Genomic DNA, 22,780 nt, shown 5'->3' on the forward strand with positions numbered 1-22,780 from the left:
TGAAGCTGAAATAGCCTCAAATGAAGCTTGAACCGGCGGTATTCTCAAACAAAGCATGACGTCATCCACTGTGCAGAACTCTGTAATGTAAATAATGTAAATTGAATCAAAATGAGTTTGATTATCATATAGAATGAGGCGTGATTTTATCTGATGATAGCAAGGCATGTTTTATAAACAGCGAACTTTCCAACTTTGGGCCAGACGCCTACATATCTATGTATCGATGAGTGTTATCGGGTTGATGCTCTTTTTTGCTATTACTGGCATTACCTTGAATCGACCCGATTTGTTTGTAAAAAGCCAGCCCAGTCGTGAACAACTGCAATTCACCTTGCCTCAATCTCTGTTATTTGAAGATGAGCGTTTGGTTTTAAATGCTGACACTCTACTCAATTACCTGACGGCGCATAGCTCGGTGCGAGGTGAAATGTCTCGTTTAGATACTTACACTGATTACCAAAATGGTGTGTTACAGCAAGGAGAAGTGAGCGCCAGTTTCAGTGCTCCGGGCTACAGCGCTGCTCTGTATATTGATTTAACCACCGCTCAGGCTGAACTGGATATGACCGATTATGGCTTTGTCGCTATGTTTAATGATCTGCACAAAGGGCGTCACAGCGGTGAGGTTTGGAAGTGGGTGATTGATCTCTCTTCTGTATTGATGCTGGTGTTTATTCTGTCTGGTATTGCATTGCTTTTACCTAAAAAAAGTACTCTAAGCTATGCGCTGCGTTGGTGCAGTTTAGGTTTGCTTCTCACTTTCAGCGTCTATTGGCTTGCGGTTCCTTAGCCATTACTTACTCAATTTAAAAGGAAATGTGATGAATATCATTAAGTGGATCCAGCCTTATGCTATCGCATTCGTCTGTGTGGTGACCAGTTTCAAGCTGGCGGCGAATCCTCTGGGCAAATTGGACATTGAATTTGAATTACCACGTTTAGAAGTTGGCATGTACGCGCGACCTTATGTTGCGGTTTGGATTGAAGATAGCCAAGGAAAGCCAGTGCGAACCATCGCGCTTTGGCAAAAGGATGACACATGGTTAAAGGATATTCGTCGCTGGTGGCGTCAAGTAGGACGCTACGATCGTCAGTTGGTTGATGCGATCACCTCGGCAACCCGCCCGGCAGGCCAATATAAAATGTTTTGGGATGGCAAAAATGACCAAGGCGAGATACTTGAGCAGGGAAATTACGTCTTTTTTGCTGAAGTGGTGCGTGAACATGGTGGCCGAGATGTAGTGCGCCAAGTGATGTCCTTAACTCACTCTGCGCAGCAGTTTTCCCTCGCTGCAACTTATGAAACGGGCGTCATTCGTTTGCACTATCAACCTTAATTTTAGGCTCTACTAAGGAGTCAAGCTTGGTAGTTCAAGCTTATCCACTCACAGGAAATGATCTTATGTCTTATCGCTTTATCTGTAAAAGTTTGTTGATTGCTTCGGCCTTTGTTTCTGCGTCATTGCAAGCGCACCCTCGTTGGTTATTGCCAAGTGAATTTACCATTTCTGCCAAAGAGGGTGATTGGGTTACTACCGATGCTACGGCATCACATGGCACTTTTGTGTTCGATAAGCCGTTGAGTGTCGATTCAGGTTATGTCCTTACTCCGAGTGGCAAGCGAGAGCGTTTTGCTTTTAGTGCCAAGCATAAGCGTAAATCGACTTTTGATTTCTTTTTCTATGAGCAAGGCACTCATAAAATTGCGTTGGTGGGAACACCATTTTATATGACCAATTACACCGTAGGTGCGCGTAATACGGCGCGACGCATTGCCGCGAATTCAGTTGAGCGCCAAGCCTTGTTGCCCGAAGGTGCACAAAACGTCAAAACAGTGTTGATGTTCAACCGAACAGAAGCTTACATCACGGTGAATGAGCCTTCTGCGCAAGTGTTTGCTTTGGAAAATCAACTTTTAGAATTGGTTCCCGTTACACACCCAGCTGATATGGTTGAAGGTGAAGAGATTGTGTTGCAGTTCTTCTTTAACGGCCAAGCTCAAGCGGGTGTTGAAGCCGAAATTCGCCAAGATGGCACCTTATATCGTAACCAACAACAGGCGCTGATCATCCACAGTGATAATGAAGGCAAGATTCGTTTCACTCCAGAACAAGCGGGGCGTTATTTGCTAATCGCAGGCTTTAGTGGAGCACTTAGCGATAATGCTTTAGCGGACGAAGCGCGCTCTAGTATTCATTTAACCTTTGAAGTGGTTTTGAAATAACGAGGTTGTATTGTGCAAATAATCCGAGCAAGCGCGTTTGCTGCGCTGTTGGTGAGTGGGACAAGTTGGGCTCATTTCCCCGTGATGGAGTGCAGCAAGCAAGAAACAACCATAACCTGCCAAGCCGGGTACAGTGACAGTAGTCCTGCCCTTAATGAAACCATACGTCTGTTTGATTATGACGATGTGTTATTAGATGCCCAAAAAACCGATGCATTGTCGAAGGTGACTTTTGAGCAGCCAGAGGGGGATTACTACATAGTATTTGATCCAGGCCATGAATCGGCGATTGAGGTGGATGGCGTTGAACTCTGATAATCCACCTAGAGCGGCCGTGAGTATGGTGGTGAAAGCGGATAAAGGTAGCGCTGAAACAGGTTGGGTCATCATGGCGATAGCGAGCATTTTGTTGCTCGCTTGGGCGTTGTTTCAATGGAATCATTTATCGGAAAAGGCACAGAAAACCACCACTTTACAGAGTGACTTAAGTGCTCAGGTTCTCAGTGAAAAGCAAAAAAGCATACTGACGGAGCTTAGCCTTGCTCATCAAGAGTTGCTTTTTTTCTATCAAATGGACGCTCAACTGCCGTCGATCCAGTGGCTAGAGGATGAGGCGATCGCGCCATTTGTCAACGATGTCAGTTGGCACTATTTAGGTGAACATCAATGGTATCGACTGGTGAATGGTTACCTTGGTATAGCTCAACAGCCTGACGCGGTAGGACACGTGATTTTGTGGTATCCACCGAACTCGATGGACTCTCCTGAAGTGTGGTTCTCATCTCAAGCTTTGGTGACGCATGTTGCTATCGAATCATTGCAAGAGAGCCATCATTTACAACAAGTGGGTTGGAAACGTTGGTTATTAGTGCGTTCCTTCTAATGCTTTGTTCTGCATTGAAATCAAAAGAGACAGTTATGATAGGTCGTTATAAGTTAGGGCATTGGCTGGGTTGTATCTCCACACTGCTGGTCTGTACCCTTAGCTACGCACAAGAGAAGTTAACTATTGGTATTACTCTGCATCCGTATTACAGCTATGTCAGTACTATAGTGCAAGATAGGGCGAATGTGCTGCCATTGGTCGACGCTGGGTTTAATGCTCATAACTACCAACCGCAGCCTGCGGACTTACTGCGGCTACAAAAGATGGATGTGATCGTCGTAAATGGTATCGGCCACGATGATTATGCGATAAAGGTATTAGCCGCAGCCGATCAGCCGAGCCTGAAGATCATTTATGCAAATCAACAAGTGCCCTTACTTGCCGCAATGGGAGCTTCTGTTGGCGATGGGGCGAGAAATCCTCATACCTTTGTTGGCATTGCAACCTCTATTCAAAAGGTCTACACCATTGCTCAAGCTTTGTCGGAGATTGACCCTCAAAATGGCCCGTTTTATCAAGCTAATGCTCGTAAATTTGCCAAACAGATGCGGCAGATAAAACAGCAAGCGATGCGGCAGCTACTGAACGCTAACGTTCAAACACTGAAAGTGGCGACCACTCACAACGCTTATAATTACCTCCTACAAGAGTTTGGCATTGAAGTCAGTGCCGTCATTGAACCGGCCCACGGTGTTGAACCGAGTGCCAGTCAATTGCAAGAGACCATCGAAAAGATCCACCGTTCAGGTATCAACGTCCTGTTTTATGAGCTCGATATGCCCAACCGATTTGTCGAGACTATCGAGCGAGAAACTGGGGTTCAGCTTTATCGTTTCTCTCACATGACGCACGGTGAATTTACCCGTGACAAAGTGTTACAGGAGATGAATGACAATACTCAAACTCTAGTGCAAGCGGTGCAGTATGCCAGTCAATTAGCTCGGGAACGCTCGTGATGAAAGGGCCAGCGATTGATCTTACGAAGATGAGCCTGAGCTATGCCTCACAAACGGTGATTGAAATGATGGATCACCATTTTGCTCAGGGACAGTGTCATATGGTGATGGGACCGAATGGCGGCGGAAAAACATCGCTATTGCGCTCAATCATGGGATTAACGCCCTTCGACGGCCAGATAGAGATCCACTGGCCAGAAGGTGCGCGGCAACGTATGGGTTATGTGCCACAAAAAGCGCTGTTTGAGTCCAGTTTACCCATTAGCGTATTGGATTTTATGTTACTCAATATGAGCCGTATTCCACTGTTTCTACAGTGGTTATCACCTCAACGCCATCTTGCAAAGCGTAAGGTGTTACTCAGCTTAGAGCGCGTTGGAATGGCGCAGCGTGCGCATTTGCGTTTGGGGCAATTGTCCGGTGGCGAGTTGCAGCGGGTGCTATTTGCACAAGCATTATTAGATGAACCTGAATTACTGATTTTAGACGAACCGACTACGGGGATGGATGAGAAAGGAGTTCAGTACCTTGAACAGTTGATCGTGCAGCTAGTGAACCAAGGCGTGACAGTGCTTGCGGTACATCATGATATTCACGCAGTAAAACGCATTCTTAACCAAACGCAAGGTGTTGTACATGTGATCAATCGCGGTTTGGTCGACAGTGGTTCAGTGAGTGCTGTCTTGCACCCTGATAAAATTGAACATCTTTTCCAGCATTACAGCAAGCACGCGAAATTGAATCCCAAGGTGGCAGCATGATGGACGCGCTGTTACACGCTTTACAGTGGGCTGTGGACAAAGGATGGCTTGCGCAAAGCTTTGGTTATGCCTTTATGCTCAATGCGTTAGTCGCTGCTTGTGTATTGGGGCCGCTACTGGGTGGGCTGGGTACTTTAGTAATTGCTAAGCGTTTAGCGTTTTTTTCTGAAGCCGTTGGTCATGCGGCGATTACGGGTATTGCGATAGGTATTTTACTTGGTGAAAGCCCTGAATCACCTATGATAGGTTTGTTTAGTTTTTGTCTTATCTTTGCTCTTTTGCTGCATTATGTACGCAATCGCACTCAAGTGCCTTATGACACTTTAGTCGGTGTTTTTCTTTCTGGTGCGTTAGCACTTGGCGCTGCGTTATTGATGTATGTGGCGCGTAAAATTAATATTCACTTACTCGAAAATGTTCTGTTTGGCTCGATTTTAACCGTGACACGGCAAGACATTACGCTGCTGGTTGCCATCTGCGCCTTGATCTTGGTCGTGCTGCTTTTGACCTACAACCGCCTCCTTCTTTCTTGCTTAAGTCCAGATATTGCAAAAGTTCGGGGCTTGTCTGTGCATGGTTATGATTATCTTTTCGTCATTATGATAACACTGGTTACCATAGTGGCAGTCAAGGTGATTGGTGCGGTGCTAGTGGGGGCATTACTGCTGATCCCCGGCGCAACCGCCCGTTTGCTGACTCGCCACAATGCCAGTTTTGTGCTGATGTCAGCCTTATTGGCCACCACAGCTTGCCTTGGCGGCACCATTTTACCACTGATTTATCAGTGGCCGATCCCCTCTGGAGCGGCGATCATTTTACTCTCTTCTCTCTTTTTTATGATGGCCACAATTTGGCGCGTGGCGAGGCCTAACGGATGATGATTATCAAGCAATGTTTTCTATCACAGTATTTTCAAACTAGGTGCGTTTTTTTTCGCCGTTTGTGCCTACTTGTTTGCTGCCTCTCTTTGAGTGGTTATACGTCTGCGAATCAAAGTGTATTGACTTCACTGCCAGCGACTTATTTGCTCACCAGCCAACTGCTGCAGGGTACTGATCAATCTGCAGTTTACCTACCGTCGCCGCGTTTTAGTTTGAATCGCCATCTCAGTTGGTTTACAAGCCATCAGCAAGAGGTCGCGGAAAAAGCACGATCTGCGCTTGCTGCAGTGACCATTGCATCGATTTGGCCGCAAGATCCTATCTATCCTCAGGTGCGTCAATTTAACGTACATATTGTCCCGATTGATGCTGCGCAAGCCATTTCTCCCAGAGCGCAAGCGGTTGCATCGTTGCGTGATAAAGAGGGCTCACTTTCGCCGTATGTGTGGCTCAATCCCGTCAATTTAACCACAATGCTCAATATTATCAGCCAAGATTTGCAACAACTATTTCCGCAACATGCACAGCGTATTGCGGATAACCAAAGTCAATCAGCGGCTGCGATTACGGCGCTTATGTTAGCGAATCAACAATTTTTATTTGACCAAGAGATCGAGAGTGTCGTGTTACTCGACCCCGCATTATTGGACTTTGCTGCGGGTTACTCTTTGTATGTGCACGGTCATTTATTTAAGCCAGAATTAGAATGGAATCAAAAAGATAAAAATCAGTTGAAACAATGGGTTGAGCAAGATCCTAGTGCTTGGGTTATTGCGACGCGAGCTCAAAGCAAGCAGCTAAAGCAGATCCTGCCGCAGTTTTCTCGTTATTTACTGGTTGATCCCATTCAGCGTTTTGACCGCGGCTTTGAGCGCACTTTACCTTGGCAGCGTTGGCAATTTACTTTAGCGAATTGATCATACTAGACTTGTATTCATCTTAATAATAAATAGAATAATAACTATTCTTATTTATATGTTTATTGATTATGCCCAATATCTTAGTTGCCGATGATGATCCTGCAATGTGTCAGTTGATCGAATCTGTCCTGCTTTTGGAAGGCTACCAAGTGATGAGCGCGCAAAATGGTGAGCAAGCCCTTGAGCTATTAGCATCGCAGCCTTTTGATCTGGTTTTGCTTGATGTTATGATGCCCAAGCTGAATGGATTACAAACCGCAAGGCGGATCTGCCAACGATTTTCTACACCGATTGTGATGATCAGTGCATTCGGTGACGAATCAGCCAAAATTGAAGGCTATGATGCTGGCGCAGATCACTACCTAGCGAAACCCTTCAGCATTGTTAAGCTGTTGACGTTAATTAAATCCACTCTCAGACGAGTAGCGCTGGAAAAGCAGCGCTACCAACCCCGTATGCAAGCGTGTGTGGATGAACTTGATTCACACGTCATACAAATACGCCGTTTACCTTTCACTCAGACTGAACTGGATTTAGTGACCTACCTAGCGGCGCATCCGCAAAAAGTGGTATCGAAAGCTGAATTACAACATACAGTATTACGCAAAGAGTTAAGCCCATTTGATCGCAATTTAGACATGCACATCAGCAATATTCGCCGTAAATTAACCCAAGCGGGTTTTTCAAAAAATACCATTCGCACCGCAAGAGGCTCTGGCTATCAATTTGAACTGGTTAATGGTTAATGGTTAATGGTTAATGGTTAATGGTTAAGGACTGGGCGAGGGCGAAACGCATTTTTCGCACCGTATCACAGCACCTAGTCGTCAAACTGTTTATGCATTTATCGGTTGGCGTGGTGCTGCTTCTCTCTTCGTACACCGCGATAGAAGTGCTGTTATTAGAACACTTTTTACGTTTACCCACTGCGATACATCGAGAGTTTCAAGTGCTCTCGGATGAGGCCGATACACTATTACGGCAAAGCAATGCACAGGATCTTGCTCGGTGGGAAGAAAAACAGAAGTATCTACTGTACGTGGTTGATGAGCATCTGCAGGCGATTGGCGGGCGAGAGGTTCACCCGCACGTACAGAAAAAGATGCATTACCAGAGGGGAATGGATGAGCCGATGGGCAATAAGGTGTCGCGCCCCATGATTGGTATCCCTCTACGCGATGCACATCAATTGATGATTCAACTGCCTTGGGAACTGCACCCAGCTCGGCGTTCGGCTTATTATCTATGGGCGTTGAACCTCATGATCAGTTTATTGATTTTAGGTATTATCTCGTGGGTGTTAACCAAGCAACTTCAATTGCCACTGACGCGTTTAAGATCCGCTAGCCACCGTTTATCTCAAGGGGCAACATCAGTGAGAGTCGCGCAGCAGCTTGGTCGCTCATCGATTGAATTTCAGCAATTAGCACACGATTTTGATCGTATGGCTGAACGTATTGAAGGACTCATTGGCGAACAAAAAAAGTTAGTGCGAACCTTGTCTCATGAGTTGAAAACCCCTCTTGCCCGCCAGCTACTCTTGTTGCACTTGCTCAAAAAAGATCACAGGGATGAGAGCGCTCAACTCTTCCTTGATCAGTTAGAGCATGAATCGCATCTGATGAACTCGATGATTGAAAAGATCTTAGAGCTTAGCCACCTAGATAGTGAGCATCTACATATTGTATTGACTCCACTTGATGTCAACGCTTACCTTGCTGAGCAAACGGCGAAGTTTGAATGCCATTTACAGCCAGAGCAACGTTTAACATTTATCGCCTCTCAATCAGCGCCTTGGATTTTAGCCGATAAGGTCTTGCTTGGAAGCGCGCTGGATAATGTCTTAACCAACGCGGTCAAATATGCTGGACCACAGTGCGCTATTGTCGTGCGAGTAACGCTTGATGAACAGCATGTACAGATCAGCATTTCTGACAATGGACCGGGAGTAGCACCTGCCGATTTAGCGCATATTTTCGAGCCATTTTATCAAGCAAAGCAAAGCTCCTCTTCTGATTCTGGGTATGGATTGGGTCTCTCTATCGTTTGCCAGTCGATTGATAAAATGCAAGGTAAGATCAAGGCCTATAGTGTGTCGGGGCTTGAGCTTGTCTTTACCTTTCCTTGTGAGCGATCCCTCCATTGAGAAAAGTTCCCTAAAACAGTGTAAAGATTGTAAAGTAAATACAATTGATAATTGTTATCAGTTAAATTCTGCGAGTTATTTTACTTAACCGTTTTGAAGCCTTTAAGGCTATCGAGGTGGTTCATCGAATAAAAAAGGAATAAACCGATGTTGTTGACTCGTAAAACGAGCTTAGCGATTGCGATTGCATCACTATCTCATTTGCCTTTTATTGCTCATGCGCAGAATCAATCTGACGATGTCATGGTGGTTACTGCGGCTGGTTTTGAGCAGAAACTGACTGATGCGCCTGCAAGTGTTACTGTGATCACCTCAGAGGAGTTGCGTACACAGCCTTATACTAACTTGCTTGATGCGTTGCGAAATGTCGAAGGCGTTGACATTGGTGAAAGTCAGGACAAGAGTGGGCAAAGTACCATCAGCATTCGAGGCATGGGTTCGGACTATACGTTGGTGTTGATTGATGGTAAGCGTCAGAACAATAGCGGTGATCTCTATCCCAATAACTTCGTCGGTTTCCAAATGGCGCACATTCCGCCACTTGATATGATTGAGCGGATTGAAGTAGTGCGCGGTCCAATGTCAACATTATACGGCGCGGATGCGATGGGTGGCGTCGTTAATATCATCACCAAACGTGCCAATAGCGAGTGGGGCGGGTCGATTTCTCATAGTCGCACACTGCAAGAAAATTCTGCATTAGGTGATGTTACCACTACTGATTTCTTCAGCTCTGGCCCTCTGATTGAAGATAAACTGTACCTTTCACTACGCGGTAGCATTTACGACAAAGCGGAATCGACACCCAGTTATGCGGCTACGACTGCGCCAGATGGCTCCACCTTCCAACCCTCGACCACCTTTGGTGGTGGTGGCAAAACATCAGATAATCAAAATTGGTCAGCGGGTTTTGGTCTGACATTTCTAGTTAATGAAAACAATGAACTGTTGCTTGACTATGATGCTTCTCGTCAAAAGTACGATAACAGTGAATCACAATTTGGTACGACAGATTCTGCCGATACGATTTATAAAAATGCACGTGTTGGTTATGCGCCAACGCAAAGAACATTACGTGATCAAATCTCGCTGACTCATATTGCTAAATGGGATTTTGGCCGTACCGAAGTGGGTCTTTCACATGTTGTGACCGAAAACTTAGGTCGTTCTTTGCCGCTGAGCTTACAACAGCGTCAGGAGCTTGCGAGTAAAAAAGCCTCATCTTCAAAAAATGAGACGATAGCTTGGATTGAGTCTGAATTGCTGCCTCGTCCACAACGTGAGTTGAGAAGTGCAAGTACCACCTTAGATGCGAAATTAGAAATGCCGTTCGGCGATCACTTCGTCGTGGTCGGTGGACAGTTGATCGACTCTGAAATGGAAGATGGCGTGTTTGGTATGCTAAGCAGTGGTTATCAAGCAGGCGCAGTGCAAGAACATAAGCAGTATTCACTGTTTGCTGAAGATAGCTGGCAGTTGACAGATGAATTGTCACTGACAGGTGGCGCACGTTATGATCATCACAGCACTTTTGGTAGTCATGTTTCACCTCGTTTGTATGCGGTCTATGCCCTCACTACCGATTGGACGCTAAAAGGTGGTGTATCAACGGGGTATAAAACACCTAAAACTTCCGATTTGTATGCGGGGATCACAGGTTTTGGCGGACAAGGAACAAGCCCATGGGTTGGTAACCCAGATCTGCAACCAGAAACCTCGGTCAATAGTGAATTTGCCGTTTATTACAGCTTGCCACAAGGCCACACATTCAATGCCACACTATTTTATAGCGAGTTTAAAGATAAAATAGAAAGTATTCATAACTGCTATGAGAATGCATCAAATTCGGCTTGTACAAATGTCGATGCTGCGAGTTGGAATGCACTTAATAGTGGTTATAAGCTGAGCTACAAAGATAACGTTGGTGATGCTGAAGTGAAAGGTTTAGAGCTGGCGGGTCGCTATGTAATGCCTTACGGACTTTCGTTGAAAGCCAATTATACCTACACAGATTCTGAAATTAAGAGTGGCGTGAGCAAAGGCAAGCCATTAACCAGCAACCCGGTGAAGCACATGCTTAATACCACCTTGAACTGGCAAGCGAATCAAGACTTCGCACTTTATCTTGTGATGGAAGCGAACTCTGATCGTTACCAAGGTCAAGATAGCCAAGGCAATGATCTTTTCTACAAAGATTTTGAAATCTTCCATTTAGGCAGTACGTGGGATCTTTCATCGGATCTAACGATTTCAGCAAGAATCAACAACTTGTTTGATAAAGATTTTTCTACCTATGATGTGGAGTGGACGCAAAACGGTGATGGAAGCTATATCGGTAGTAAGCAAGATCACTATAACGTGATCCACCAGTCACGTAATTTCTGGATCTCGGCCAATATGCGCTTCTAATTTTTGATTGATGCCCTTGGTAGTGATTGAGTTTGTGAACAATTAGCCGCTTTAATTGATCACTTATAGTTTTAAAGTAAGCCGAGCATTCTAGCTCGGCTTACTGTTTTAAAAAGGGGTATTACTTGCGAGACAAGCTAAAAACACACGCGACATTACGCGCGGTCATTTCTACATTTTGCGCCGCTTCGGCAAGGGCTGTCGGCAAGTCGACCGAGCGTGGAACGACACTGAATACCGCATCAATACCATGTGGGTGAACAATGGCGCAGTCCGCTGACAAGCAGCCTGCAATGCCGATCACTGGCACGGAAAAACGTTTGGCAGTGCGTGCAACACCGATTGGCGTTTTACCGTGAATGGTTTGGCTATCAATGCGTCCTTCCCCGGTGATGACTAAATCGGCATCCTTTACTACATCGCTAAGGTTCACGGCATCCATCACAATTTCAATGCCCGGACGAAGGCTCGCTCCTAGTAGACCAACCAGCGCCGCACCTAAACCGCCTGCCGCGCCAGCGCCCGGCATCTCTTTCACATCACGGCCTAATTGCGTTTTGATGATGTTTGCATAATGCGCAAGGTTGTCATCAAGTTGCGCGACCATCTCAGGTGTTGCTCCTTTTTGTGGGCCAAAGACATGCGAAGCGCCTTGTACGCCGCACAGTGGATTATCGACATCGCAGGCGACCTCCAGTTTGATGCGGGTTAAACGTGGGTCCAGTAGTGTGAGATCAATCGAGGCCAGTTTCGACAATTCACCGCCCCCAAAGCCTAATGGATTGCCATCTGAATCAAGCAGTTGAATGCCGAGGGCTTGCGCCATGCCGAGGCCACCATCGTTGGTTGCACTGCCACCAATGCCGATGATGATGTGTTCAACACCTTGATCGAGCACGGTTTTAATCAGCTCACCAGTACCGTAGCTGGTGGTGTTCATTGGGTTGCGTTGCTCTGGCGGCACAAGGTGTAAGCCCGATGCGGCCGCCATCTCAATGATCGCTGTTTTACCATCACCCATTAAGCCATAAAAAGCCTCGACTTGTTCACCTAGCGGCGCCGTTACGGTTGTGGTAACAATCGATCCATTAGTGGCATCAACCAGTGATTGGACCGTCCCTTCGCCGCCATCGGCCATCGGTAACTTAATGTAGTGCGCATCGGGCAACACTTGTTTGAATCCATTCTCTATCGCAGTGGCGACTTCCATCGCCGTTAGGCTCTCTTTATAAGAATCTGGAGCTATAACAATTTTCATTTTTAACACCTTAGCTGCGTTAAACAAACAAACTAGATTGAGTAAAAGTAATAATGGTCTAGCTTGCTATAGATGGGTATAAACCTTGATATCAAGGTTAGATTAACGCCCTAGTTTCTTTGAACCGCATAATCACCGATAATAACAAAGTTATCCGTATCCCCAAGCACCAATATCGAGAACCCGATGGACTACGAATTTAAAAAAAATACCCTAGATGGCAGCTATTACTGCTCTTTTTCGATGGGGCACGAAATTATTGGCCGTTGGCTACAAGAGGAGATCAGCAACGATCTTCCCAAAATAGATCAAGTTATTGCGCTAATGGCAGCATCGAAACGTGCATTTAATCAAGAGCAGACGCTTGAGGGGCAGGAAATCAGCGTGATGATTCTTGCCGATGAGGTCACGGTTCAGGCCAATGTTTTGACGCATGGTGAAGCGCTTGATAGTGACAGTGAGTTTGATTTTTACGATTGTGAAAGCACCGCAAGCTGCGGCATTGATGATTTTGCTTTGATGATCAAGCAGTGGTGCGAATTTGTACGTTACTCACCTGCGGACTTCACTTAGCGCTGCACAAAACTGGTGAAGATTAACCACTTCGCTTTATTTTTGGGAAAGGGTTGCACCTCATTTGTGCAACCCTTTTCTTTTTGGCATAGGAAATGGTTAAAAATCTTTTAAAATCATTGATTTAAAAAGTTGGCACGCAGCTTGGATTGTATTGATCGTAAACGGACTACTGCTTGTGAGAGGATGCAATGAAACTGATCAACGCGATAATTAAACCATTTAAGTTAGACGATGTGCGTGAAGCTTTGGCCGATGTCGGCATCGAAGGGATGACGGTTTCCGAAGTGAAAGGCTTTGGTCGCCAAAAAGGGCACACCGAGCTCTACCGAGGCGCGGAATATCAAGTCGATTTTCTGCCTAAAGTGAAATTAGAAATAGCGACACAAGCTGAAAATGTCGATCGCGTGATAGAAGCGATTATCAAAGCGGCGCACACCGGAAAAATTGGTGACGGAAAAATTTTTGTGTATGACCTCAGCCAAGCTGTGCGTATTCGCACTGGCGAAATGGACAGTGAAGCACTGTAAAGATTCAAAGGATTGGAGATAACCATTATGGAATTAGCAGCAACGGTAACAGAGCTACGTTACGCACTCGATACGTTTTTTTTCTTAATTTCGGGTGCGTTGGTCATGTGGATGGCAGCTGGCTTTGCCATGTTAGAAGCGGGTTTAGTCCGTTCTAAAAACACCACTGAAATTTTAACCAAAAACTTTTGTTTGTACGCGATTGCCTGTACCACGTATTTAGTGGTTGGTTACAACATTATGTATGTTGATAACGCAGAAGCAGGCTGGCTGCCTTCATTCGGCTCCTTGATAGGTAGCCAAGCAGAAGGCGCGGATCACTCCCTTGAATCAGACTTTTTCTTCCAAGTGGTGTTTGTAGCAACCGCGATGTCGGTGGTTTCTGGCGCTGTCGCTGAGCGAATGAAATTGTGGTCGTTCCTTATTTTTTCCGTCGTTTTGACCGCATTCATTTACCCAATGGAAGGCTATTGGACTTGGGGCGGTGGCTTTCTTTCTGCTGCCGGTTTCAGTGATTTTGCAGGCTCTGGTATTGTTCACTTAGCGGGTGCATCGGCGGCGCTAGCTGGGGTCATCTTGTTGGGAGCACGTAAAGGTAAATACGGTAAAAATGGTGAAATTTACCCTATTCCGGGCTCCAACATGCCACTTGCGACTTTGGGTACATTTATCCTGTGGTTTGGCTGGTTTGGTTTTAACGGTGGTTCACAATTAATGCTGTCTGATTTTGAAAACGCGACAGCGGTGGGGCAGATCTTCCTCAACACCAATGCCGCTGCAGCAGCGGGTTCTATCGCGGCTCTATTAGTGTGTAAAACCACTTGGGGTAAAGCGGATCTAACCATGGTACTCAACGGTGCGTTGGCCGGGTTAGTGGCTATTACTGCTGATCCTCTCTCTCCATCACCACTGTATGCGGTAGCAATTGGTGCCGTAGCGGGTGTGTTGGTGGTGTTTAGCATTATTGCCCTTGATAAAGTGAAAATTGACGATCCTGTCGGCGCAATTTCAGTACATGGCGTATGTGGTTTGTTCGGTTTAATGGTTGTGCCAATCAGCAATACTGATGCGACTTTTGGCGCTCAACTACTTGGAGCCGCAGTGATTTTCGCTTGGGTATTTGGTGCAAGTCTTGTGGTTTGGGGCATCCTTAAGGCAACGATAGGCATTCGAGTTTCGGAAGAAGAAGAGTTAGAAGGGATGGATATGCACGACTGTGGGGTGGGGGCCTACCCAGAATTCGTCACAATAAAGTAATATTTCCTTACAGATAACCTACCTAAAAACCTGCCGATTAAGGCAGGTTTTTTTATTGATTGAATTGTTTTTCAATCCATCATCAATATAATAACGAAACTGATAAACATTATCATTACCAATTTTAAAGGGAACTAGAAATGAAGAAACTGCTTACTCTTTCTGCTATAGCATGCAGTGTTATTGCTCCGAGTGCGATGGCGGCAGAAGAGGTCAACGTTTACTCATACCGCCAACCATTTTTGATTGAGCCGATGTTTAAAGAGTTCACTCAACAAACGGGCATCAAAGTGAATGTGAAGTTTGCGAAAGAAGGGATTGCTGAGAAATTGGTACAAGAGGGTGAATACAGCCCTGCAGACGTGATTTTAACCTCAGAATTTAGCCGTCTTTTTGAGTTATCTGAAAAAGGTTTAGTCCAGGCGGTGGATAACAAAACCATTGAAACCAACATTCCTGCCCAGTATCGCGATAGCTCCGATGAGTGGTTTGCACTGACTGTGCGTACCCGTAGCGTCTATTCATCACGCGATCGCGTAGGCAAGCTGGGTGATGACTTCAATTACGCTGACCTCGCGAAGCCTGAATTTAAAGGCAAAATCTGTACTCGTAGTGGTAAGCACCCTTACAACGTGGCGCTGGTTGCATCCATGATTGCAGAGCAAGGCGAAGCGAGCACTAAAGTTTGGCTTGAAGGTGTCAAAGCAAATTTAGCACGTAAGCCTCAAGGTAACGATCGTGACCAAGTTAAAGCGATTAAAGAAGGTTTGTGTGATGTCTCATTGGGTAATAGCTATTATTTAGGGAAAATGTTAGCTGATGATAAGCAAAAATCATGGGCTGAAGCTGTCTACATCAACTTCCCAGGTCAGAATGCGCAAGGCACGCATGTTAACGTGAGTGGTATGGCGATGGCGAAGTACGCGCCTAACAAAGAAAATGCAGTTAAGCTGATGGAGTTTTTGACCAGCGATAAAGCACAGCACATGTACGCTGACGTCAACTTTGAATACCCAGTAAAAGCAGGTGTTGAGCGTTCTGCACTAGTCGCTTCATGGGGTGATTTTAAAGCGGATCCACTGCCGCTCGAAAAAATTGCCGACAATCATGCCGCGGCAATTAAGCTGCTTGATGAAGTGAAATTTGACCTTTAATCGGTTCTAGGGGTATAACAGTGCCCCTATTCTATTGAAGGGGCATGAGATGTATTTGCAAACGCATTTATGTGTCAGTAAGCCTTATTGTAATTAGGCAATGAAAGAAAAAAATACATTATGGAAAACCAGTAGTGCCAGTGTCACTGTGCTACTGGTTTTGCCGATCTTAGCCATCTTTATTACCGCTGCGGGACAAAGTGATGAGGTTTTTGCTCATCTCATGTCAACCGTGATGCCCACCTATACCTTTAATACCGTCGTATTAACGTTCAGTGTGATGGGACTTTCTTTGCTATTTGGCATTCCCAGTGCTTGGTTAATGGCGATGTGTAAGCTGCCTACCGAACGCATTTTACAATGGGCTTTGGTGTTACCACTTGCGATGCCTGGCTACATTATCGGTTACATCTTTACCGGTTGGTTTGACTACGCAGGCCCAGTGCAAGTGTTACTTAGAGATCTTACTGGCTGGGGTGCAGCTGATTACTGGTTTCCCGACATTCGCAGTTTGGGCGGGGCAAGCATTGTGCTTGCGCTGGTGCTGTATCCATATGTTTACCTACTGTGCCGCGCGGCATTTATGGAGCAAAACGTTTCCTTATTACAATCCGCTCGTCTATTAAAATGCTCTCCGTGGCAGAGTTTTCGTCTTATTTCACTACCGCTTGCACGGCCAGCGATGGCGGTTGGCCTCTCCTTAGTGGCGATGGAAACGGTGGGTGATTTTGGTACGGTGAGTTACTTTGCCGTTAATACCCTAACGACTGCGGTGTATGACACTTGGCTCGGTTATTCTAATTTGAATGCGGCAGCGAAAATATCCGCCATCATGTTGGTGATTGTATTATTACTGCTGAGCGCAGAGCGCTATAGCCGTCGTAAACAGAAATTGTTTCAAAGCCAATTTAACAGCCATGAAGATTTTCGCTATCAGTTGCAAGGGTGGAAAAAATGGGCCGCTTTGTGTTGGTGTTGGGGGCTAGTTGTGCTCGCGTTTCTGCTGCCTTTATTGCAGTTGGCCTCATTCGCTTATCATTATTTTGCGAAAAGTTGGACTTCGGAGTTCCAAGACTTTGCGATCAATAGCTTAATGGTTTCGTTGACGGCCGCGCTGGTGGCGGTGTTGATTGCTTTGGTAGTGAATTTTTGCCATCGGTTGAACGCCAATGGGGTGACTTTAGCCTTTATGCGCTTGTCTTCTATGGGTTATGCGGTTCCCGGAACCGTGCTAGCGATTGGTGTGATGGTTCCGGTGCTGTTTATGGATCATTGGGTCAATGATGTTGCTAAAGCGATGCAATGGGGGCGACCGGGTCTTATCTTTTCTGGTTCGATGTTTGCTATTATCTTTGCTTTAGTGGTGCGTTTTTCGGCCGTGGCGATTGGTAGTATTGAAAGTAGCCTCAATAAAGTCTCACCTTCTTTGGATATGGCGGCTCGAACTATGGGTTATCGATCAAACGCTATGCTGTGGCGAGTTCATCTGCCATTGATCCGCCGTGGTACGCTGATCGCTGGGTTGTTGGTGTTTATTGAGTCAATGAAAGAGCTGAATGCCGCTTTGTTATTGCGTCCGTTCAATTTCGAAACCTTGGCGACCTATGTTTATAACTACGCATCGGATGAACAATTAGAAGTGGCTGCTTTGCCTGCGATACTCTTGGTTGCGGTTGGTTTAATTCCGCTTATCGTTGTTAACCGTTCACTGGAGCAAAATCACTGATGAGTTGTGCGCTGTCTATTCATGATTTGACTTGCAAATATGAAAACCAAACGGTTTTACAATCACTGTCGCTGGAAGTTAAACAGGGAGAAATCGTCTGTTTATTAGGAGCAAGTGGTTGTGGGAAAACGACCTTATTGAAAGCTATTGCGGGTTTGCTGCCGCTCAGCTCAGGGGTGATGAGCCTTAATTGTGTAACGATTGATGATGGTCAACATTGGTTGCCACCGGAAGCGCGCAACATAGGGATGATTTTCCAAGATTATGCGCTGTTTCCTCACTTAACTGTTGCGGAAAATATCGCGTTTGGATTGCGTCAACTCTCTCAAACCGAGCGTAAAGCGAAAGTCGAAGAGATGTTGTCATTAGTGCATTTGGTGGGGCTGGGAAATCGTTATCCTCATCAACTATCGGGTGGACAGCAGCAGCGAGTGGCGATTGCTCGCTCCTTGGCGTATAAACCGGATCTACTGCTGCTTGATGAGCCGTTTTCCAACATCGATACCCAAGTTCGCCATGAGTTGATCGGTGAAATTCGCAACATTTTTAAAAAGCAGGGGGTAACGGCTATTTTTGTGACCCATAGCCGCGAAGAAGCTTTTGCTTTTGCTGATAAAATGGCGGTAATGAACCACGGTGTGATTGAGCAATATGGCACCGCATCAGAGCTGTACTACCAACCGTCGAGTAAATTTGTGGCCGATTTCTTGGGTGGTGGAAGTTATTTAAGCGCCAAACGAATTTCAGAATGGCAATTTGAGACCGATTTAGGTGTAGTTGACGCCAAAGCTCAGCAACCCATTGAGCTTGAAGCCAAATGCGAATTACTACTGCGGCCACAACACATTCAAATTTGTGCGCAGCAAGAGAGTAAGGTCCGCGTGTTAGAGCAGCAATTTATGGGCGATCACTGCCGTTATGTGATTGATGCTTATGGCAGTAAGTTGCTGGCGAGTTCTTCACAGCCGTTGAGTGTTGGGCAAAGTGTTGCAGTCAGCATTGATACGCAAGGTGTGTTGGCTTTTTAAAAAAAAGCCCGGCATGACGCCGGGCAAGTGTTCTTCATCGATACACCTACAACCTCTACATACTGTGCGGGTATAGCGACTCAAATTTGAGTCGAAGTAGGTAAAAGCTATAACGATAGAAAATCTTTCACCTGTTGAAGAACACGTTCTGCAGTGTCTTTATCTGCCATTTCAGCAAAAATGCGTAGTAATGGTTCGGTACCAGAGAAACGAGCAATAACCCAGCCGCCGTTTTTAAAGTAGACTTTGGCTCCGTCTTCGTAACTGACTTTCTCAATCTCATACTCAAATTGGGGCAACTGTTTCTCAACGTAGATTTTGTTATACAACGACTCTTTTTGCGCGGCTTTAAATTGACAGTCACCTTCTGCGGTGTAAGCGTAACCGTATTTCGCGTAAATTTCCCCCAGTAATTCGGAGAGTTTTTTACCTGTCACGCTGATCATTTCAACCAACAAACTCGATGCAAAAACCCCATCTTTACCTTTGATGTGTCCACGAATGGTTAAACCGCCGGAGCTTTCACCACCAATTAGTGAATCATCCGCTTCCATTTGTGAGCTGATGTGTTTAAAGCCAACCGGGACTTCAAAACTTTTCTCATCGTGGTCAGCGGCAATTTTATCCAGCAGGTGAGTGGTGGCGATGTTACGCACCACGGATCCTTTCCAACCCTTATATTCAAGCAGGTAGTAGTAAAGCAGGATCAGTACTTCATTAGGATGGATGAAGTTGCCTTTCTCATCAATAATACCAAGTCGGTCTGCATCGCCGTCGGTACCTATCCCAATATCGTAACCTTCTGCGGCCACTAAATGTTTTAGACGATAAAGCGTCGCTGCATTAGGAGAAGGCATTAAACCGCCAAAATCGGGGTTTTTGCCATCATTGATCACATCCACATCGCAGCGGCCATTGATCAGAACCGTCTGCAATGCATTTTTCGCGACGCCAAACATAGGGTCAATCAACACACGCAGGTTGGCTTTTTTGATCGCTTCAATATCGATAAAGTTGATGATTGAATCGACAAATTCATTCATTGGATTGATGATGACGATCGATTTATCTTGCAGCGCTTGTTCAAATTCGACGTGTTTTACATCGGCAAGCGTCAGTGACGCGATTTGTTGTTCAATCTTTTGTGTGATCACCTCATCAGCGTCTCGTCCACCTTCAATGAACACTTTGATGCCGTTGTAGTCCGCAGGGTTGTGGGATGCCGTAATACACGCCGAATAGGCGCAATTCATCTCTTTAGCCTTGAACATCACAATAGGGGTAGGAACAAACTTATCGATAAAACTTACCACCACGCCATTCGCGGCTAAGACTTGCGCAAACCAACGTGCGGCTTTGTCAGAAAGAAAGCGGCGGTCGTAGCCGATAACGAACCCGTTGTTAGCCACATTTTCGTGGTTAATGATGTTGGCAAGTGATTGAGCCACTAGACAGACGTTGTCTTTGGTAAACTCTTCACCAATAAAGGCGCGCCAGCCACCTGTACCAAATTTGATCATAATAAAATCCTTGTGGGACGAATGTTGAGCCTCAGCTCCTTCGCGCTGAGGCTCAAATCGCGTTAACCGAGAATAACCACTACATCGTTGACACTGCCTTGTGCCATGACAGGAATCACGCCTTCTACTGCTTCGCCATTCACTGTGATTGTTTTCACCCCTTTACTGACGGAGTTCGGGTTTTGCACTGTGATGTTGTAAGTCGCGCCGCGCCATTGGCGAGTGACTTCAAAACCAGGCCAATTGGTAGGAATGCATGGGTCGACGACGAGGCCATCAAAACCGACACGAACACCCAAAATGAAGTTGGTGACGGCAAAGTAGGCCCAACCAGACGTGCCTGTTAACCATGGATGGTTCGCACGGCCGTGATCTTGGTGATCACGTCCCATAATGAACTGCACGTATGAGTAAGGTTCTGCAATGCGTTTTTCAATGATGTCATTTTGGTTATAAGGGTTTAATGCGTCGTAGAACTTCATGGCTCGATCGCCACGGCCGAGCTTCGTTTCTGCAACCCATGCCCAAGGGTTTGGATGTGAGAAAATAGCGCCATTTTCTTTAACACCTTGATAAACACGAGTAACGAAACCGATATCATCATTAGGGGTAGAGAAGGACGGTGCATTCAGATGTAAGCCGTATTCGGAGAATAGATTCTCATCAACGGCATCCATCGCTTTTTCACCACGATCTTGCGACACTGCGCCCGATAAGACGGCGAGTGTGTTTGATTCAAGGTGAACTCGACCTTCAGTTTGCTGAGCGGTTCCTATCTTGTCGCCATTTTTCGTCAGGCCACGGATATACCAGCCACCTTCTTCATCCCAAAGGTGAGTTTCACAAGCTTCACGTACGTTCGCCGCCATTTCGCTATATTTCGCAACATCCTCTGCATTGTCACGGTATTTTGCAAGGTCGATAAACTCTTGCAGCGCCCAAAAGTGGAGGAAAGAAACCATAGATGATTCGCCACCACCTAAGTTCAAGCAGTCGTTCCAGTCAGCGCGTAAGCCTTTGCAGATACCTGTTTGCCCCACGTATTCTGCCGAGAAGTTAAGCGCCGCCTTCATGTGTTCGTAAACCGTTGCATTGCCACCATCGGCGTAAGGGATCACTTCATCAAAGAAGGATGTTTCACCCGTTTCCATCACGTATTTACAGATGGTTGGAACGAGCCAGAGATGATCGTCAGAACACGTATCTTCAATGCCGTGGATCTTATCTTCATCACTTGGCGTTGGTACAACGGTTGGCGATTTTGATGGTTTGACATCCGCTTTTTCTGGATCAAACCAGTCAGGATCAAATAGGTGCAGGCCATAGCCTGCTTTGACTTGACCACGAAGCAGATCAACCAAGCGTTTACGAGTCATCTTCGGGTTTGCGTGCGGTACTGAAATGGCATCTTGCGCCGTATCACGGTAACCAAGGCCAGTACGACCGCCCACTTCAATGAAAGAGGCAAAGCGAGACCACACCACACACGTTTCCGCTTGATAAAGCGTCCAAGTGTTGATCATGGTATCAAGGCCTTCATTCGGTGATTTTACTTGGAATTTCGCACAACGTTCATCCCAATGCGCTTTGATCCCAGCAAAAGCGGCATCGACATTAACCAAGTCTTGGTACTTAGCCCGCAAACGCGCGCCATTGCCTTTACCAACTCCCAAAATATAAGCAAAGCGAACTTCCTCACCCGGTTGGATCACAAACTGTTTGTGCAGCGAACCGCAATGGTTGTAGCAGGTTTGCGCGCTGTTCGAGCAGTGACCACGTTCTACTGCAATGGGATTGGCTTCGTCACGATACAAACCAAGGAAAGTATCGCGTTGGCCATCATAAGAGTCTGGATCAAACGTCGAGGCTAAGTAGTAAAAGCCTTCAAAATCATTGGTGTTGTAGTAAAGATCGTACTCAATCACACCCGCGTGATAAGCGGTACCTGCAGAGTAAAGCGACATCTGATGGTTTTGGTTATCGGATTGAATGTGACTAAAAGAGAATTCAACAAACGAAAAAGCGCTGATAGTGCGAGTCTCAGTGGAATCGTTTTTAATGACGACATCCCAAATTTCAGCATCTTCGCCTTTCGGTACAAACAGAGTTTTAGTGGCAGTAATGCCGCTGTATTCACATTTGAATTTGGAGTAAGAGAGGCCGTGGCGGACTTCATACTTCGCTTCTTCTAAGCTTTTTGCTACGGGTTGCCAAGAAATAGACCAATAGTCGCCAGTTGCATCGTCACGTAAGTAAACATAGTGCCCCGGGCGATCAAAAGAAGCGTTCGGGCGAAATTTGGTAACACGGTTATATTCTGGTGAATTGTAAAAAGAGTAACCGCCCGCGTTATGAGAGATCACGGTGCAGAATTTTTCTGTCCCTAAGTAGTTGGTCCAAGGCGCTGGAACGTCAGGGCGTGTGATGACATATTCACGATTGTCGTTATCGAAATAGCCGTATTTCATTGTCATTTCCTTTTAAACAAACTGCGTCTTTTGCAGCCAAAAATTATGCTAGTGAAAACCAAGGAGAGGCAATGCCGACT

The 22,780-nt window shown here is 45.9% G+C and carries 21 protein-coding genes; 18 read left to right on the forward strand and 3 right to left on the reverse strand.

All coding sequences use genetic code 11. From position 1 onward, the window contains the following. The first annotated feature begins 166 nt into the window (after window positions 1-166). From CCZ37_RS02565 to CCZ37_RS02620, 12 genes are all read left to right on the forward strand, one after another. On the forward strand, window positions 167-793 hold the full coding sequence (locus CCZ37_RS02565; protein ID WP_094499670.1) for a PepSY-associated TM helix domain-containing protein: 627 nt from the start codon (window positions 167-169) through the stop codon (window positions 791-793). 31 nt (window positions 794-824) lie between these two features. Beyond that, entirely contained in the window at window positions 825-1,340 is a 516-nt protein-coding gene (locus CCZ37_RS02570; RefSeq protein ID WP_094499671.1) for a DUF2271 domain-containing protein, read from the forward strand. A 65-nt stretch (window positions 1,341-1,405) separates the two neighbouring features. Next, on the forward strand, window positions 1,406-2,227 hold the full coding sequence (locus CCZ37_RS02575; protein ID WP_029627071.1) for a DUF4198 domain-containing protein: 822 nt from the start codon (window positions 1,406-1,408) through the stop codon (window positions 2,225-2,227). A 12-nt stretch (window positions 2,228-2,239) separates the two neighbouring features. After that, a complete protein-coding gene (locus CCZ37_RS02580) occupies window positions 2,240-2,542 on the forward strand; it encodes a hypothetical protein (RefSeq protein ID WP_094499672.1) in 303 nt (100 codons plus the stop codon). Continuing rightward, on the forward strand, window positions 2,526-3,110 hold the full coding sequence (locus CCZ37_RS02585) for a DUF6162 family protein (RefSeq protein ID WP_094499673.1): 585 nt from the start codon (window positions 2,526-2,528) through the stop codon (window positions 3,108-3,110). Before CCZ37_RS02580 ends, CCZ37_RS02585 begins: the two co-directional genes overlap by 17 nt. 35 nt (window positions 3,111-3,145) lie before the next feature. Further along, a complete protein-coding gene (locus tag CCZ37_RS02590; RefSeq protein WP_094499674.1) occupies window positions 3,146-4,069 on the forward strand; it encodes a metal ABC transporter solute-binding protein, Zn/Mn family in 924 nt (307 codons plus the stop codon). Further along, window positions 4,069-4,830 carry a metal ABC transporter ATP-binding protein gene (locus CCZ37_RS02595; RefSeq protein ID WP_094499675.1) on the forward strand — a complete coding sequence of 254 codons (762 nt, stop codon included), beginning with the start codon at window positions 4,069-4,071 and terminating at the stop codon, window positions 4,828-4,830. The genes CCZ37_RS02590 and CCZ37_RS02595 overlap by 1 nt, the downstream gene beginning before the upstream one ends. Further along, complete coding sequence (locus CCZ37_RS02600) at window positions 4,830-5,708, forward strand: metal ABC transporter permease (RefSeq protein ID WP_010319567.1); 879 nt, start codon at window positions 4,830-4,832, stop codon at window positions 5,706-5,708. The genes CCZ37_RS02595 and CCZ37_RS02600 overlap by 1 nt, the downstream gene beginning before the upstream one ends. An 89-nt stretch (window positions 5,709-5,797) precedes the next feature. Further along, window positions 5,798-6,628, forward strand: coding sequence for a metal ABC transporter solute-binding protein, Zn/Mn family (locus CCZ37_RS02605; protein WP_162097692.1), 831 nt, complete (start codon window positions 5,798-5,800; stop codon window positions 6,626-6,628). Window positions 6,629-6,699: 71 nt separating this feature from the next. Then, the gene (locus CCZ37_RS02610) at window positions 6,700-7,377 is read left to right on the forward strand and encodes a response regulator transcription factor (protein ID WP_010319569.1); all 678 of its coding nucleotides are present in this window, start codon (window positions 6,700-6,702) and stop codon (window positions 7,375-7,377) included. Between the two features lie 20 nt (window positions 7,378-7,397). Beyond that, complete coding sequence (locus CCZ37_RS02615; RefSeq protein WP_094499676.1) at window positions 7,398-8,777, forward strand: HAMP domain-containing sensor histidine kinase; 1,380 nt, start codon at window positions 7,398-7,400, stop codon at window positions 8,775-8,777. A 147-nt stretch (window positions 8,778-8,924) separates the two neighbouring features. Beyond that, window positions 8,925-11,186 carry a TonB-dependent receptor domain-containing protein gene (locus tag CCZ37_RS02620; RefSeq protein WP_244187277.1) on the forward strand — a complete coding sequence of 754 codons (2,262 nt, stop codon included), beginning with the start codon at window positions 8,925-8,927 and terminating at the stop codon, window positions 11,184-11,186. Between the two features lie 121 nt (window positions 11,187-11,307). On the opposite strand, the gene CCZ37_RS02625 is transcribed toward CCZ37_RS02620, so the two are convergent. Beyond that, window positions 11,308-12,444, reverse strand: coding sequence for a glycerate kinase (locus CCZ37_RS02625; RefSeq protein WP_094499677.1), 1,137 nt, complete (start codon window positions 12,442-12,444; stop codon window positions 11,308-11,310). Between the two features lie 186 nt (window positions 12,445-12,630). On the opposite strand from CCZ37_RS02625, the gene CCZ37_RS02630 reads away from it, so the two are divergent. The 6 genes from CCZ37_RS02630 (at window position 12,631) to CCZ37_RS02655 (ending at window position 18,712) form a co-directional block, all read left to right on the forward strand. Beyond that, window positions 12,631-13,017 carry a YacL family protein gene (locus tag CCZ37_RS02630; RefSeq protein ID WP_010317535.1) on the forward strand — a complete coding sequence of 129 codons (387 nt, stop codon included), beginning with the start codon at window positions 12,631-12,633 and terminating at the stop codon, window positions 13,015-13,017. Window positions 13,018-13,208: 191 nt separating this feature from the next. After that, window positions 13,209-13,547, forward strand: coding sequence for a P-II family nitrogen regulator (locus tag CCZ37_RS02635; protein ID WP_010317537.1), 339 nt, complete (start codon window positions 13,209-13,211; stop codon window positions 13,545-13,547). Window positions 13,548-13,574: 27 nt separating this feature from the next. Then, window positions 13,575-14,804, forward strand: coding sequence for an ammonium transporter (locus tag CCZ37_RS02640; RefSeq protein WP_026027365.1), 1,230 nt, complete (start codon window positions 13,575-13,577; stop codon window positions 14,802-14,804). Window positions 14,805-14,944: 140 nt separating this feature from the next. After that, window positions 14,945-15,958 carry a Fe(3+) ABC transporter substrate-binding protein gene (locus tag CCZ37_RS02645; RefSeq protein WP_010317541.1) on the forward strand — a complete coding sequence of 338 codons (1,014 nt, stop codon included), beginning with the start codon at window positions 14,945-14,947 and terminating at the stop codon, window positions 15,956-15,958. A 100-nt stretch (window positions 15,959-16,058) separates the two neighbouring features. Next, window positions 16,059-17,684 (forward strand): ABC transporter permease, encoded by a 1,626-nt coding sequence (locus tag CCZ37_RS02650; protein ID WP_094499678.1) that lies wholly within the window; start codon window positions 16,059-16,061, stop codon window positions 17,682-17,684. After that, the gene (locus CCZ37_RS02655) at window positions 17,684-18,712 is read left to right on the forward strand and encodes an ABC transporter ATP-binding protein (RefSeq protein WP_094499679.1); all 1,029 of its coding nucleotides are present in this window, start codon (window positions 17,684-17,686) and stop codon (window positions 18,710-18,712) included. Before CCZ37_RS02650 ends, CCZ37_RS02655 begins: the two co-directional genes overlap by 1 nt. Window positions 18,713-18,819: 107 nt before the next feature. Here the strand turns inward: CCZ37_RS02655 and CCZ37_RS02660 are convergent, their stop codons facing one another. Further along, window positions 18,820-20,232: a phosphoglucomutase/phosphomannomutase family protein gene (locus tag CCZ37_RS02660; RefSeq protein WP_094499680.1), complete on the reverse strand. Its 1,413-nt coding sequence runs from the start codon at window positions 20,230-20,232 to the stop codon at window positions 18,820-18,822. 62 nt (window positions 20,233-20,294) lie between these two features. Continuing rightward, a complete protein-coding gene (locus CCZ37_RS02665) occupies window positions 20,295-22,700 on the reverse strand; it encodes a glycoside hydrolase family 94 protein (protein WP_094499681.1) in 2,406 nt (801 codons plus the stop codon). Window positions 22,701-22,780: the final 80 nt, after the last annotated feature.

The sequence above is a fragment of the Vibrio qinghaiensis genome (genome assembly GCF_002257545.1).
Taxonomy (GTDB): Bacteria; Pseudomonadota; Gammaproteobacteria; order Enterobacterales; family Vibrionaceae; genus Vibrio; species Vibrio ordalii.